The 14,661-nt window shown below is 72.9% G+C and carries 10 protein-coding genes and 1 tRNA gene; 1 reads left to right on the top strand and 10 read right to left on the bottom strand.

Annotated features, from left to right (window positions below; translation table 11 throughout):
* Positions 1-81: 81 nt before the first annotated feature.
* The 7 genes from rho to IF30_RS0111380 form a co-directional block, all read right to left on the bottom strand.
* Entirely contained in the window at positions 82-2,205 is a 2,124-nt protein-coding gene (gene rho / locus IF30_RS0111410) for a transcription termination factor Rho (RefSeq protein WP_030235755.1), read from the bottom strand.
* 588 nt (positions 2,206-2,793) lie between these two features.
* The gene (gene thrB, locus IF30_RS0111405; RefSeq protein WP_030235753.1) at positions 2,794-3,732 is read right to left on the bottom strand and encodes a homoserine kinase; all 939 of its coding nucleotides are present in this window, start codon (positions 3,730-3,732) and stop codon (positions 2,794-2,796) included.
* A gap of 345 nt (positions 3,733-4,077) precedes the next feature.
* Positions 4,078-5,178 carry a threonine synthase gene (gene thrC, locus IF30_RS0111400; RefSeq protein ID WP_051709897.1) on the bottom strand — a complete coding sequence of 367 codons (1,101 nt, stop codon included), beginning with the start codon at positions 5,176-5,178 and terminating at the stop codon, positions 4,078-4,080.
* A gap of 9 nt (positions 5,179-5,187) precedes the next feature.
* Positions 5,188-6,480 (bottom strand): homoserine dehydrogenase, encoded by a 1,293-nt coding sequence (locus tag IF30_RS0111395; RefSeq protein WP_030235746.1) that lies wholly within the window; start codon positions 6,478-6,480, stop codon positions 5,188-5,190.
* Between the two features lie 135 nt (positions 6,481-6,615).
* A complete protein-coding gene (gene lysA, locus IF30_RS0111390) occupies positions 6,616-8,007 on the bottom strand; it encodes a diaminopimelate decarboxylase (protein ID WP_030235743.1) in 1,392 nt (463 codons plus the stop codon).
* 88 nt (positions 8,008-8,095) lie between these two features.
* The gene (gene argS / locus IF30_RS0111385) at positions 8,096-9,751 is read right to left on the bottom strand and encodes an arginine--tRNA ligase (RefSeq protein WP_030235740.1); all 1,656 of its coding nucleotides are present in this window, start codon (positions 9,749-9,751) and stop codon (positions 8,096-8,098) included.
* Between the two features lie 84 nt (positions 9,752-9,835).
* Positions 9,836-10,252 carry a response regulator gene (locus tag IF30_RS0111380; RefSeq protein WP_051709893.1) on the bottom strand — a complete coding sequence of 139 codons (417 nt, stop codon included), beginning with the start codon at positions 10,250-10,252 and terminating at the stop codon, positions 9,836-9,838.
* 210 nt (positions 10,253-10,462) lie between these two features.
* On the opposite strand from IF30_RS0111380, the gene IF30_RS0111375 reads away from it, so the two are divergent.
* Positions 10,463-10,534: transfer RNA gene (locus tag IF30_RS0111375), tRNA-Arg, on the top strand.
* 142 nt (positions 10,535-10,676) lie between these two features.
* Here IF30_RS0111375 and IF30_RS50190 read toward each other — a convergent pair.
* From IF30_RS50190 to IF30_RS0111360, 3 genes are all read right to left on the bottom strand, one after another.
* Positions 10,677-11,675, bottom strand: a complete 999-nt coding sequence (locus tag IF30_RS50190; protein ID WP_051709890.1) for a trypsin-like serine peptidase — start codon at positions 11,673-11,675, stop codon at positions 10,677-10,679.
* A gap of 103 nt (positions 11,676-11,778) precedes the next feature.
* The gene (locus tag IF30_RS0111365; protein ID WP_030235737.1) at positions 11,779-12,666 is read right to left on the bottom strand and encodes a carbohydrate kinase family protein; all 888 of its coding nucleotides are present in this window, start codon (positions 12,664-12,666) and stop codon (positions 11,779-11,781) included.
* Positions 12,667-12,861: 195 nt separating this feature from the next.
* Complete coding sequence (locus tag IF30_RS0111360; RefSeq protein ID WP_063752586.1) at positions 12,862-14,514, bottom strand: MFS transporter; 1,653 nt, start codon at positions 14,512-14,514, stop codon at positions 12,862-12,864.
* Positions 14,515-14,661 lie beyond the last annotated feature (147 nt).

Below are 14,661 nucleotides of genomic sequence, written 5' to 3'. Positions count from 1 at the left end.
ACAAAGCGGGCGCGGACGCACGGAACCCCGGACCGCTCGCGCGATCCGGGGTTCCGTGCTTCGACAGCCGTCCGGCTACGGTCAGTCGTTGGAGCCGGGGGTGGTCTTGGCGATCTGCATCAGGAACTCGGCGTTGCTCTTGGTCTGCTTCATCTTGTCCAGGAGCAGCTCGATCGCCTGCTGCGAGTCGAGCGCGTGCAGCACCCGGCGCAGCTTCCAGACGATGGCCAACTCCTCGCTGCCGAGCAGGATCTCCTCCTTGCGGGTGCTGGAGGCGTCCACGTCGACGGCCGGGAAGATGCGCTTGTCCGAGAGCTTCCGGTCGAGCTTGAGCTCCATGTTGCCGGTGCCCTTGAACTCCTCGAAGATCACCTCGTCCATGCGCGAGCCGGTCTCGACCAGCGCGGTGGCCAGGATGGTCAGCGAGCCGCCGTTCTCGATGTTGCGCGCGGCACCGAAGAACTTCTTCGGCGGGTACAGCGCGGTCGAGTCGACACCACCGGACAGGATGCGGCCGGAGGCCGGCGCCGCGAGGTTGTAGGCGCGGCCCAGGCGGGTGATCGAGTCCAGCAGGATGACCACGTCGTGGCCCAGCTCCACCAGGCGCTTGGCGCGCTCGATGGCCAGCTCGGCGACGGTGGTGTGGTCCTCGGCCGGGCGGTCGAAGGTCGAGGAGATGACCTCGCCCTTCACCGACCGCTGCATGTCGGTGACCTCCTCCGGACGCTCGTCGACCAGGACGACCATCAGGTGGCACTCGGGGTTGTTGTGGGTGATCGCGTTGGCGACCGCCTGCAGCACCATCGTCTTGCCGGTCTTCGGCGGCGCGACGATCAGACCGCGCTGGCCCTTGCCGATCGGCGACACGAGGTCGATGATCCGGGTGGTCAGCACGCCCGGGTCGGTCTCCAGGCGCAGCCGGTCCTGCGGGTACAGCGGGGTGAGCTTGTTGAACTCGGGGCGGCCCCGGCCGCTCTCCGGGTCCATGCCGTTGACGGAGTCCAGCCGCACCATGGCGTTGAACTTCTCGCGGCGCTCGCCGTCGCGCGGCTGGCGCACCGCGCCGGTGATGGCGTCGCCCTTGCGCAGGCCGTTCTTGCGGACCTGGGCGAGCGAGACGTAGACGTCGTTCTGGCCCGGCAGGTAGCCGGAGGTGCGCACGAACGCGTAGTTGTCGAGGATGTCCAGGATGCCCGCGACCGGGATCAGGACGTCGTCCTCGCCGACCACGGGCTCGGCGGGACCGGCCTCGAAGCCGTCGCGGCCACGACGGCCCCGGCGGTCGCGGTAGCGGCCACGGCGGCCACGGCGGCCCTCGCCGAACTCGTCGTCGTCGTAACCGCCCTGCTGCTGCGACTGGGGCTGCTGCTGGGCCTGCGGGGCCTGGCGGCCCTGCTGGTCGCCCTGGCCGCTCTGGCCGCCCTGCTGCTGGCCCTGCTGGCCCTGGCGGTCGGCGCGCTCGCGGCGGTTGCGGCGGTCGCGGCGCGACTCGCGCGAGTCGGCGTCCTGCGCGTCGGCGGACTCCGGACGCTCGGCGCGCTCGGTCCGGTCGGTGCGCTCGGTCCGCTCGCCGGAGTCCCGGCGGTCCCGACGCTCACGGCGGTCGCGACGGCTCTCGCGGCTGTCCTCGCGGGTCTCGGTGCCTCGGGCCTCGGCCGGGCGGCCCTCGCCCTGCTTCGGCTCGGCGACCGTCACGGCGGCCTCGGCCTCGGCGCCGACCGGCGCGGTGGGGGCGCCGGCGGCCGCGGTGGCCCGGCGGCGGGTGCGCTCGGTACGGGCGGGCGCGGCGGTCTCGGCGGCGGCCTGCACCGGGATCTCGATCTGGGCCTGCTGATCGGCGGCGGCCGGGGCCTCGGTCGCGGCGGCGGCGGCCGCGGCGGCCTTGGTGCGGCGGGCCGGCTTCTCGGCCGGGGCGTCGGCGTCCGCCTTGGCGGCGGTGCGCTTGGCGGCCGGGGCGCCACCGGCGGCGAGCAGCGGGTCCCCGCCGCTCTTCTCCTTGATGGTCTCGATCAGCTGGCTCTTGCGCATGCGTCCGGTACCGGTGATGCCAAGGTCCCCGGCGAGCTTCTGCAGCTCGGCCAGGACCATGCCGTCCAGGCCCGCGGCGGCGCTGCGACGGCGGCGAGCCGGGGCAGCGGTGGCGGCGGCTGCGTCCGACGCTTCGGCGTCCGGGCGCGCGCCCATCAGATCGGTGGAGTCGCTCACTAAGGGTCCTTCCCTGGAGCGGACGTCGGCCTGTCTGGCTCGGCGACCGGTTGTGCTGTCCTGACCGACGCTCGACTGCGTCGGTCCGAGGCGGTGATCCCCTCGAACGGCGGGAGCCTGTCGAGGGAGGGCTGCGAGGTGCGGTGCATGAAGCACGGTGGTGCTGAGTGGCGTGTGGGCCGGTCGTGTGTCGACCTCCCCTGAGGGCGTAACCCCCACGCTGCCTGCGAATCCCGGGCCCCCGTCGCGTGACGGTGGCCCGCGCTCCGCCCGTCCTGGCCTCAAGGTGGGAGGCCGCGGGTGGGAGTCAGGTGCCGTCACGGCTTCGGGATGCGGCCGCATGTCGCGCAGGCAGGCTGCGTACGCGCTGCGGTGGGCTCCCGGAGAATCGTCGCCCCGTGCATCGCCGGGACTCCACGGCAGTGGAGTGCTGGGATCGGGACGCGGCGCACCGAGCCCCGGAGGGCACCTGGTGCAGCAATGAGGTTAACACTACCGACCCCCTCAGACATTCCCCGGCCTGGTGCTTGCCAATCGTGTCCGCGGGCCCGGCTCGGCGGGGTGCCGGGGCCGGGCCGTACGGGCGGCTCAGACGTCCAGCGGGAGCACCACGGCCCCGGCGCGGTCGACGTCCAGCCGGTGCGCGGCGAACGCCGGGTCGCCGCCGTGGCCGTGGTGCCCGGCGAACGAGAGCACCTTGTCGGCGCCCGCCTCGTCGGTGAGCGCCAGGACGGTCGGGCCGGCCCCGGAGATGACCGCGGGGACGCCCTCGGCGCGCAGCACGCCGACCAGCGCGGCGCTGTCCGGCATGGCGGAGGCCCGGTAGTCCTGGTGCAGGCGGTCCTCGGTGGCGGCGAAGAGCAGTTCGGGCCGGCGGGTCAGGGCCTCCACCAGCAGGGCGGAGCGGCCCGCGTTGATCGCGGCGTCGGACAGCGGGACGGTCCTGGGCAGCAGGCCGCGGGCGGTCTCGGTGAGCACCTCGCCGGCCGGGACGAACACGATCGGGACGACCTGCTCGGAGGGCTCGAGGGCGACCGCCTTGGCGGACTCCTCGTCCGTCCACGCGATGGTGAAGTTGCCGCGCAGGCAGGCCGCGACGTTGTCCGGGTGGCCCTCCAGCTCGGAGGCGAGGGCCAGCAGCGCGTCGTCGTCCAGTGCCGACGGGCCGCCGATGGTGACGGCGCGGGCGGCCACGATGCCGGCGCAGATGGCGGCGGAGGAGGAGCCGAGGCCCCGGCCGTGCGGTATGCGGTTGGCGCAGACCACTTCGAGGCCGCGCGGCTGGCCGCCGAGCCGGTCGAAGGCGGCGCGCATCGAGCGGACCAGCAGGTGGCGCTCGTCGCGCGGCAGCGTCTCGGCGCCCTCGCCGGCGATGTCGACGGCGAGGCCGGAGTCGGAGACCCGGACGACCACGTCGTCGTACAGACCCAGCGCGAGTCCGAAGGCGTCGAAGCCGGGGCCGAGGTTGGCGCTGGTCGCGGGAACCCGGACCCGGACGGCGGCGGCACGGAACGCAGGACCGGCCATGCGGTGGACTCTCCTGGGGAAATCGGGCGGCGCGGAGCGCGTCGTCGGTGCGAGGTGGGGGAAAGGGCCGCAGGCCCCTTCCGGGGCGGGCGGCCGCAGTCGTTCGGCGCGGCCCGGACGGCGCCGGGCCCGGGGCATGTGCCACACGGCCGAAGCCAGAGTATCGAAGAGAGGTTCCCCAGCGGTACACCCCGTGGGCCTTCGGTCTGGTGTGTTGCCGGTTCTGGCCGGAATGCGTGCCGAAATCGGTTCGGAATGCGAAGCGGAATTGACACAAAAGTGTCAGTGGAGAACTTTGACGGGCCGACCCCCGAAAGGGTCGGCCCGTCGAAGTGTCAGACCACGCTACCGGTCGAGCAGTCCGAGCTGCCGGGCCGCCGCCTCCGGGTCGACCGCGACGATCTGCGGCTGCGGCGCGCCGGCCACCGCCCAGTCCGGGTCCTTGAGGCCGTTGCCGGTCACGGTGCAGACGATCCGCTGGCCCGGGTCGACCAGGCCGGCCTCCGCCTTGGCCAGCAGGCCGGCCACCGAGGCGGCCGAGGCGGGCTCCACGAAGACGCCCTCCTGCGACGCCAACAGCCGGTACGCGGACAGGATCTGACGGTCCGTCACCTTGTCGATGAGGCCGCCGGACTCGTCCCGCGCGGCGAGCGCGAAGTCCCAGGAGGCGGGGTTGCCGATCCGGATCGCGGTGGCGATGGTCTGCGGCTTGAGCACCGGCGCGCCGTCCACGATCGGGGCCGAGCCGGAGGCCTGGAAGCCCCACATCCGCGGGGAGCGCGAGGAGAGGCCGTCCGCGGCGTACTCGCGGTAGCCCTTCCAGTAGGCGGTGATGTTGCCCGCGTTGCCGACCGGCAGGACGTGGAGGTCGGGGGCGTCGCCGAGCATGTCGACGATCTCGAAGGCCGCGGTCTTCTGGCCCTCGATGCGCACCGGGTTCACCGAGTTGACCAGGGCCACCGGGTACTTCTCGGACAGTTCCCGTGCGAGGGTGAGGCAGTCGTCGAAGTTCCCGTCGACCTGCAGGATCCGGGCGCCGTGCACCAGCGCCTGGCCCATCTTGCCGAGGGCGATCTTGCCCTGCGGGACGAGCACCGCGGAGACCATTCCGGCCCGCACCGCGTACGCGGCGGCGGAGGCCGAGGTGTTGCCGGTGGACGCGCAGATGACCGCCTGCGCGCCCTCCTCCTTGGCCTTGGAGATGGCCATCGTCATCCCGCGGTCCTTGAAGGAGCCGGTCGGGTTGGCGCCCTCGACCTTGAGGTAGACCTCGCAGCCGGTGCGCTCGGAGAGCACCTGGGCGGGGACCAGGGGCGTGCCGCCCTCCAGCAGGGTGACCACCGGGGTGGCCGCGGTGACCGGCAGGCGGTCCCGGTACTCCTCGATCAGGCCGCGCCACTGGTGGGTGTGCGCGCCTCGGACGACGTTCTCGGCAACGGCGTTCATGGCAGTTCCTTATTCCCCTTCGACCCGCATGATGCTGGCCACGTCCCGCACGCTGTCCAGCGCGCGGAGCTTGTCGACCGTCGCCGACAGCGCGGCGTCGGTGGCACGGTGGGTGACCACGACGAGCGAGGCGTCGCCGTCGCGGCCCTGCTGGCGCACGGTGTCGATGGAGACGCCGTGCTCGGCGAAGACGGACGCCACCTGGGCGAGCACACCCGCGCGGTCGTCCACGTCGAGGCTGACGTGGTAGCGGGTGACCACCTCGTCCATCGGCTTGGCCGGCAGCTGCGTGTACACCGAGTCCCCGGGACCGGTGGCGCCGGCCAGCTTGTTGCGGCAGACCGCGACCAGGTCGCCGAGCACCGCGGAGGCGGTCGGCGAGCCGCCCGCGCCCGGGCCGTAGAACATCAGCCGGCCGGCCGCCTCGGCCTCGACGAACACCGCGTTGTACGCCTCGCGGACGGAGGCCAGCGGGTGCGAGAGCGGGATCATCGCCGGGTGGACCCGCGCGGTGACGGACTCGCCGTCGGCCGCCCGCTCGCAGATCGCGAGCAGCTTGACCACGCAGCCCATCTCCTTGGCGGAGGCGATGTCGGCCGCGGTCACCTCGGTGATGCCCTCGCGGTAGACGTCCGCCGCGGTCACCTCGGTGTGGAAGGCGATGCCGGCCAGGATCGCGGCCTTGGCGGCGGCGTCGAAGCCCTCGACGTCGGCCGTCGGGTCGGCCTCGGCGTAGCCCAGCGCGGTGGCCTCCTCCAGCGCCTCCGAGTAGCCGGCGCCGGTGGTGTCCATCTTGTCGAGGATGAAGTTGGTGGTGCCGTTGACGATGCCCAGCACCCGGTTGACCTTGTCGCCCGCGAGGGATTCGCGCAGCGGGCGCAGCAGCGGGATCGCACCCGCCACCGCGGCCTCGTAGTACAGGTCCACGCCGGCCTCGGCGGCCGCCGCGTGCAGCGCGGTGCCGTCCTTGGCGAGCAGCGCCTTGTTGGCGCTGACCACCGAGGCGCCCTGCTTGAAGGCCGACAGGATCAGGGATTTGGACGGCTCGATGCCGCCCACGACCTCGACCACCACGTCGATGTCGCCGCGGCCGACCAGGGCCTCGGCGTCGGTGGTGATCAGGTGCTCGGGCACCCCCGGGCGCACCCGCCCGGCCCGGCGGACCGCGATCCCGGCCAGCTCGACCGGGGCACCGATGCGAGCGGCGAGGTCGTCGGCCGTCGTCGTCATGATGCGCGCCACCTCGGAGCCCACCACACCACAACCCAGCAACGCCACCTTCAGCGGGCGCGTACGCATCATCCGACTCCGCTCTGCATTCATCTGCTTCGGTATTTCCGGCGGTTTTCCCGCCCGCCGGGAACTTCGGTCCGTACCAGTCTCCGGGACTTTCCGCACGGATCTACGGTCGTTCCATGATCTGAGACGAGGATTTCGTCATCCGATATCGAGACGCAGGAGATCCTCCTCCGTCTCGCGCCGGACGATCACCCGGGCCGCACCGCCCTCGACGGCCACCACGGGCGGCCTCAGGGCGTGGTTGTAGTTGCTCGCCATCGAACGGCAGTAGGCGCCGGTGGCGGGCACCGCGATCAGGTCGCCCGGGGCGAGGTCGGCCGGCAGGAAGGCGTCCCGGACGACGATGTCGCCGGACTCGCAGTGCTTGCCGACCACCCTGACCAGCATCGGCGCGGCCTCGCTGGTGCGCGACACCAGGGCCACCGAGTACTCGGCGTCGTACAGGGCGGTGCGGATGTTGTCGGACATCCCGCCGTCCACGCTGACGTAGGTGCGCAGGCCCGCCACCGGCTTGACGGTGCCGACCTCGTACAGCGTGAACGCCGTCGGGCCGACGATCGCCCGGCCCGGCTCCACGCTCAGCCGGGGCGCGTCCAGCTGCGCGGCGGCGCACTCGCGGCGGACGATGTCGGCCAGCGCGGCCGCGATCTCGGCCGGCTCGCGCGGGTCGTCGTCGCTGGTGTACGCGATGCCGAGGCCGCCGCCGAGGTCGATCTCGGGCAGCTGCACGCCGTGCTCGTCGCGGATCTCGGCGAGCAGGCCGACCACCCGGCGGGCCGCCACCTCGAAGCCCGCCGTGTCGAAGATCTGCGAGCCGATGTGCGAGTGGATGCCGCGCAGCTCCAGGCTGTCGTGGCCGAGCACCCGGCGCACCGCCTCGGCGGCCGCTCCCCCGCCCAGCGACAGCCCGAACTTCTGGTCCTCGTGCGCGGTGGCGATGAACTCGTGGGTGTGCGCCTCGACGCCGACGGTGACCCGGATCAGCACCTGCTGGCGCACCCCCTGGCGGGCGGCGATCGCGGCCAGGCGCTCGATCTCCTCGTACGAGTCGACCACGATGTGCCCGACGCCGGTCTTCACCGCGTGTTCGAGCTCGTCCACCGACTTGTTGTTGCCGTGCAGCGCGATCCGCCGCGGCGGCATCCCGGCGGCCAGCGCGACGGCCAACTCGCCCGCGCTGCACACGTCGAGGTTGAGGCCCTCCTCGTGCAGCCAGCGCACGACCGCCTTGGAGAGGAACGCCTTTCCGGCGTAGTAGACGTCCGCCCCGGTGCCGAAGGCGTCCCGCCAGGCGCGCGCCCGGGCCCGGAAGTCCTCCTCGTCCAGCACGTACGCCGGGGTGCCGAACTCGGCCGCCAGTTGCCGGACGCCGATCCCGCCGACGGTGGCCTGGCCGTCGGCGGCGCGGGCGACGGTGCGCGACCAGACCTTGGGGTCGAGCGCGTTCAGGTCGGCCGGCGGGGCCTGGTAGTGGCCCTCGGGCAGCACATCGCCGTGCCGGGGGCCTGCGGGGTGTGCGGAGCGACTCATGTCTGTCGGTTTCCTTGACCTATGGCGAGGGGCGGCGACGGTCACCGTTGACCGTCAGCCGCCCCCGCTGTGCGCTTGGGGGTGGTTCCTACATCCGCTCGGGCGCCGTCACGCCCAGGAGCGTCAGGCCGTTGGCGAGCACGGTGCGCGTCGCCTCGACCAGCCAGAGGCGGGCGTGCGTGAGGTCCGTGGCCTCGTCGTCGCCCTTGGGCAGGACGGGGCAGTTGTCCCAGAAGCGGTGGTACGCGCCGGCCAGGCCCTCCAGGTACACGGCGACCCGGTGCGGCTGGCGGAACTCGCCGGCCTCGGCCAGCACTCCGGGGAACTCGGCGAGGCGGCCGAGCAACTCGTTCTCCCACTCGGTGGCCAGCAGCTCCGGTTTGAAGTCCGCCGAGCGCGTGATGCCCAGGTCCGCCGCCTTGCGCTGCAGCGACGACATCCGGGCGTGCGCGTACTGGACGTAGAAGACCCGGTTCTCGTTGGTCTGACTGGTCAGGATGTTGATGTCCAGCGTGATCGTCGAGTCCGTGGAGGAGCGCGCCAGGGTGTAGCGGGCGGCGTCCACGCCGATCCACTCGACCACGTCGTCGATCGTGATGATGTTGCCGGCCCGCTTGGACATGCGGACCTCCTCGCCGTCGCGAATCATCTTCACGAACTGGCCGATCTTCACCTCGATGTTGCGGTTCAGGTCGTCGCCCGCGCAGGCCGCGATGGCCTTCAGGCGGTTGACGTACCCGTGGTGGTCGGCGCCCAGCATGTAGAGCGCGACCTCGGCGCCGCGGTCCCGCTTGGACAGGTAGTAGGCGGCGTCGGCGGCGAAGTAGGTCTTGTCGCCGTCGGCCTTGATCAGGACGCGGTCCTTGTCGTCGCCGAAGTCGGTGGTGCGCAGGAAGACCGCGCCGTCCGCCTCGAAGACGTGGCCCTGCTCGCGCAGCCGGTCGATGGCCTTCTCGACGGCGCCGGAGTCGTGCAGCGACTTCTCCGAGAACCACACGTCGAAGTGGGTGCCGAACTCCTCCATGGAGCGCTTGATCTCGGCCACCATGAGCTTCAGGCCCTCGGTGCGGAAGACCTCCAGCTGCTCGGCCTCGGGCAGGTCGAGCACCCCCGGGATCGCGTCGGTGAGCGCCTTGGCGATGTCGCCGATGTACTCGCCGACGTAGCCGTCCGCCGGCACCTCGCGGCCGTTCGCGGCGGCCTGCAGTGAGGCGGCGAACTTGGAGATCTGCACGCCCGCGTCGTTGAGGTAGTACTCGGTGGTGACGTCGGCGCCGGAGGCCCGCAGCACGCGCGCCAGCGAGTCGCCGACGGCGGCCCAGCGGACGCCGCCGATGTGGATCGGGCCGGTCGGGTTGGCGGAGACGAACTCCAGGTTGATCCGGAGGCCCTTGAGCGCCTCGTTGCGGCCGTAGGCCTCGCCCGCCTCGACGATGGTGCGCGCCAGCGCACCGGCGGTGGCGGTGTCCAGGGTGATGTTCAGGAAGCCCGGACCGGCGATCTCGACCTCGGCGACGCCAGTGATCCCTCGCAGGCGTGCGGCCAGCAGTTCGGCGACGGCTCGCGGCGGCTTGCCGGCCGCCTTGGCGAGCTGGAGGGCCACGTTGGTCGCGTAGTCGCCGTGGTCCCTGTTCTTGGGCCGCTCGACCGTCACGTGCTCGGGCACGGCGACGGCCAGCTCGCCCGCCTCGACGGCGGCGCTCACTGCGGCCTGGACTGCCTGGGAAAGCTCTGCGGGGGTCACGACGCCAAGCGTAGGCGAGACGGGGTGCCCGCCCGCCACCCGGTTTGCCGGTTGAGACGCCGCCGCACCGTCCCCCCAGGGGTGTCAGCCGCGATCGGTCCGCCGTGTTCGCTCAGGGCGAAACGCGGCCGGCTGTCCGCCCGGCATCAGCCGACGCACCAGCGCCACCAGGTCGGCCGGGTCGAAGGGCTTGCCGAGGTAGCCGTCCACACCGACGGTCTCCCCCAGGTCCAGGTCCGCCGGAGTGCAGGCGCTGACGATCGCGATCGGGAGCCGACTGGTGTCCGGCGTCGCGCGCAGCCGGGCCGCCGTCCGCAGGCCGTCCAGGCGCGGCATCACCACGTCCAGCGTCACCACGTCGGGCTTCACCCGGCGGATGACCTCCAGGCACTCAGCGCCGTCGGCGGCGGTCACCACCTCGAAGCCCTCGAGCTCCAGGTTGACCCTGATCAGCTGGCGGATCACCTCGCTGTCGTCCACCACGAGGACCCGCCCGGACACTCCCGACACCTCACCGAGGGTATCCGCGGCCCCGCCGCCCCGTCCGGCCTTTGGGCACTTCCGCCCCGGCCCGCCCGCGACCGCCGCCGGACCGTCGCACGACCGTCGCACGACCGCTCCGCCGACGCCCGGAAAACCCGTGCACGGACCACGGCCCGGGCCTGGTAGTGTTCTCCACGTCGGAAGCGCGAGCACCCGACAGGCCGAAAGGCCCCCGTAGCTCAGGGGATAGAGCACCGCCCTCCGGAGGCGGGTGCGTAGGTTCGAATCCTACCGGGGGCACTCACGCGCGGAACGCAGGAGTGCAACCAAGGCCCAGGTCAGTGGAGTTGTCCACGGATCTGGGCCTTCGTCATGTCCCGGGCCGGCCGCCGCTGCCCGCCCGGCCCGCCCGGACGGTGCGGGCCGCAGCGGGCGGGACGGGTCAGGACGCGGCTTCGACCTGGGTGTAGAGGGTCGCGATGGTGTGGTCGAAGTAGGCGCTGTACGAGACGTCGTCGCTGTCGCCGCCCTGCTGGTAGCCGCCGATGGCGCCGACCACGTCGCCGGTGGCCACGTTGATCCAGGGGCCGCCGCTGGTGCCCGCCGGGTAGGCCGGACACTCGATGACCCGCTGGTAGGAGCTCTGCCGGCCGGTGGTGTTGGTGCAGAGGTTGGGCTCGTCGGAGCCGGCCGGGTAGCCGTAGAGGCGGACGGTGGCGTCGAAGGGCTCGTCGGCGCCCAGGTGGTTGCCGCCGACCACGTCCTCGACCTGGCGGCCGTTGCTGGGGGCCGTCTCCAGGATCGCGAAGTCCTCGTCCACGTCGCCCTTCTGGGACCAGCCGGTGGTGGTGTGGATCGCCGTCACCTGCCAGGTGCCGTACGGGGCGGAGCCGTCGCGGTAGCCGGGGGCGAAGGTGACGCCGTCGGTGCTGTTGAGGCAGTGCGCGGCGGTCAGCAGCAGGTTGCCGGTGGGGCTGTGCAGCACGCTGGCGGTGCAGAAGTGGTTTCCGGGCGCCACCGAGCCGCTGAACAGCGCACCCACGGTGGCGGTTTCGTGGGCGTCGGCCGGGGCGGGGGCGGTGGTGCCGGGTGCGGCGCCGCGGGTGGCAGGGGCGGTCGTCGGGGTGTCGGCCGGGGCGGCGGAGGCGGACGGTGTCGCGGTGTCGGCCGGGGCCGGGCTCTCGGTCGGACTGCCGCTCGGCGCGGGGCTGTCGCTCGGTGCGGGGGCTGCGGCCGGGACGGCCGCCTGCGCGGCCGTGGGCGGCGCGGGGGCGACGGCGGCGCGGGTGCTGTGGGCGGCCTTCCCGGCGGCCGTCGTGTCGGAGAGGTCCAGCCCGTGCGTCCCGGCGACCACGGTGGCCACGACGACGGCGGACAGCGCGGTGAGCAGGGACGGGGCCAGGAGCCTGCGGCGGGACCTCTGGCGGCGGTGCTGACCCATGCCTTGCTCCTGCCTGGGTTCGGGGGCGGCGTCCGATCAACGACTATGCCGCCTCAGCCTGGAAAGGTCGTTACCGGAGGCTGGGATCCTGATGAGAAAAACCTCACCCGGCGGAGAGTGAGCGGTCCAGCTCCCGCGCCGTGAGGAACGCGGTGTGCGTCCCGGCGGCGGTGCAGGCGAAGGCGCCGGCCGCCGAGCCGGCCCGGGCGCAGTCCAGTGGCGCGCGGCCCTGGAGCCAGGCGTAGAGGAAGCCGGAGACGAAGGCGTCCCCGGCGCCGTTGGTGTCCACCACCGGGCGGCCCGGGTCGGGGGCCGGCAGGTGGCGCGGCACGCGGTCGCCGCGGGTGAGCAGGTGGCAGCCGTCGGCGCCCGCGGTGGCGACGACCACCCGCGCGCGGCCCTCGGCGAGGACGGCCCGCATCACCTCCTCGTGCCGGCCGCGGCAGCCGGCCACCGAGAGGAAGACGAGGTCGGAGCCGAGCGCGTAGTCGCGGTGGTGCGGGTCGGCGCCGTCCCAGTCGTGCAGGTCGGTGGAGGTGGTGCGGCCGAGCCGGTGGAGGTCGCCGTACATGTCGCGGTTGACGCCGGTGATGGACAGGTGGACGTGCCGGCTGCGTTCGGCGTACGGCAGGTAGAAGGCGCGCGGCAGGCGCAGGTCGGCGGGGTGACGGCCGTCGTAGAAGGAGAAGCGGCGGCCGGCGGCGTCGACCAGGTTGACGCCGCGCGGGGTGCCGTGCGGGCTCACCAGGTGGGCGAAGGGCAGGCCGTGGCGCTCGTAGGCGGCGCGGACCAGGGCGCCTTGCGGGTCGTCGCCGAGGAAGTCGAGGAAGGCGGTGCGCAGGCCGAGGTGGTGGGCGCCGAGGGCGACGCCGTTGCCGGTGTGGCCGACGTAGTCGTGCACCGGCCCGACGTACTGCGAGTCGCCGGGCGGGATCTCCAGCCGGTCGACCCGGACGATGGTGTCCACGCCCGCGCCGCCGACGACCAGCAGGTCGAACTCGGGCGGTGCGGGCGCGGGCTCGACGGGCGCGGGCTCGACGGGCTGGACGGGTGCGGGCGGTGCGGGTGCGGGTTGGGCGGCTGCGGGGGTGGTGTCCGGCTGCACGACGGCGCCTCCTTGATCCCTGGACGGTGGCCAGGAGTCAAGCAGGCGCCGGAGGTTGACTGCAAGACCTTGCTGCAAGTTTCAATCGGCAGGTGGCCGCCGGACCCCCGGTTCGTCCGGGGACTCACCGCCCGCCCGGACGTCGGCCCTGGCGTCGGCCCTGACGTGGGCGCGGACGTCGGCCATCGCCGAGTCCCGCGGGCTCGGCCGCCCGTCCACGGCCCGCCCGGCGGACGCCGTGGCCGCCGCTTCGGCCCCGCCCTCGACCTCGACGGCGGTGGCCTCGCCGGGCTCCGGCCGGTGGTCGATCATCAGGAAGGCGACCAGCGCGGCCAGCAGCAGGATGCCCATCGCCACCCAGGTCGCGACCACGTAGCCGTGCACCGCGCCTTGGGCGCGGACCGCCGGATCCGCGGCGATCCGGGTGGCCAGGAAGCTCGCGGTGGCGCTCGCGGCGACCGTGTTCAGCAGCGCCGTGCCGAACGAACCACCCACCTGCTGGGCCGAGTTGATGGTGGCGGCGGCCGCACCGGCCTCGTTCGGGGCGACCCCGAGGGTGGCCAGGCTCATCGACGGCATGAACACCAGGCCCATCCCGAAGCCGAGCAGCAGCTCGGCGGGCAGCACCATGCCGGCCCACGGGCTGTCCACCTGCATCTGGGTCAGCCAGGCCATGCCGCCGGCGGCGAGCAGCAGCCCGGGGCCGATCAGGTTGCGGGACGGCACCCTGGTCATCAGCCGGGCCGCGAAGCCCGTCGAACTCACCACGATGGCGGCCGTCATGGGCAGGAAGGACAGGCCGGAGACCACCGGCGAGAAGTGCTTGATGGCCTGCAGGTAGTAGGTCAGGAACAGGAACAGGCCGAACATGCCGACCATGGCCAGGCCGACCGAGAGCGCGCCGCCGCCGCGGTTGCGGTCGGCGACGATGTGCACCGGCAGCAGCGGGTGCGCGCTGCGCCGCTCGACCAGGACGAACACCACCAGCAGGGCCACGCCCAGGAGCAGCGAGCCGAGCACCAGGCCGTCGACCCAGCCCCGGGTCACGGCCTCGGAGGTGCCGAAGACGATCGCCAGCAGGCCGCCGCAGCCGAGCAGCGCGCCCGGCAGGTCCAGCCTGACCCGGCGGCCCTTGGCGACGTGGTCGCGCTTGAGCACCGAGAACGCGGCGAAGGCGGTGACGACGGCGATCGGGGCGTTGACGAACAGGCACCAGCGCCAGTTCAGGTACTCCGTCAGCAGGCCGCCGGCGATGAAGCCGATCGCGGCGCCGCCGCCGGCGATCGCGCCGAAGATGCCGAAGGCCGTGCTGCGCTCCCTCGGGTCGGAGAAGGTGGTGGAGAGCAGCCCCAGCGCGGAGGGGGCGAGCAGGGCGCCGAACGCGCCCTGGAGGGCGCGGGCGGCGAAGAGCATGGTCGGGTCCACCGCGGCGCCGCCGAGGGCGGAGGCGAGGGCGAATCCCAGCAGGCCGATGGTGAAGACGCGCTTGCGGCCGAAGAGGTCGCCCAGCCGTCCGCCGAGCAGCAGCAGGCCGCCGAAGGCGAGCGTGTAGGCGGTGATCACCCACTGCCGGTCGGCGTCCGAGATGCCCAGGTCCCGCTGGGCGGACGGCAGTGCGATGTTCACGATGGTGATGTCGAGGACGATCATGAGTTGGGCGATGGCGATGACCGCCAGCGCCCACCAGCGGCGGCTGTCCGCGTCCTCATGACCGGTGGCAGGTTGGGCAGTCACTGGTCGAGCCTTCCGAGTGGGTGCGGAGAGGTCACGCAGTCGCCTTCCAGCCAATACCCGGGCCCGACGGGATGGCAAGGAAAAACCTGGCCAAATCGGACCTTTGGGACAAAAGAACCAGGGCCTTGGGACTGTGGGACGAGCCCC

The organism is Streptomyces sp. NRRL S-350 (assembly GCF_000719705.1).
Taxonomy (GTDB): Bacteria; Actinomycetota; Actinomycetes; order Streptomycetales; family Streptomycetaceae; genus Kitasatospora.
The sequence above is the reverse complement of the archived record's forward strand: the minus strand, read 5'-3'. Positions and strand labels throughout refer to the sequence as shown.

Bases quoted from the DNA above. Each gene is read 5' to 3' on its own strand.
- IF30_RS0111395 (WP_030235746.1), bottom strand. From the start codon at position 6,480: ATGATGCGTACGCGCCCGCTGAAGGTGGCGTTGCTGGGTTGTGGTGTG.
- IF30_RS50190 (WP_051709890.1), bottom strand. From the start codon at position 11,675: ATGGGTCAGCACCGCCGCCAGAGGTCCCGCCGCAGGCTCCTGGCCCCG.
- thrB (WP_030235753.1), bottom strand. From the start codon at position 3,732: ATGGCCGGTCCTGCGTTCCGTGCCGCCGCCGTCCGGGTCCGGGTTCCC.
- lysA (WP_030235743.1), bottom strand. From the start codon at position 8,007: ATGAGTCGCTCCGCACACCCCGCAGGCCCCCGGCACGGCGATGTGCTG.
- thrC (WP_051709897.1), bottom strand. From the start codon at position 5,178: ATGAACGCCGTTGCCGAGAACGTCGTCCGAGGCGCGCACACCCACCAG.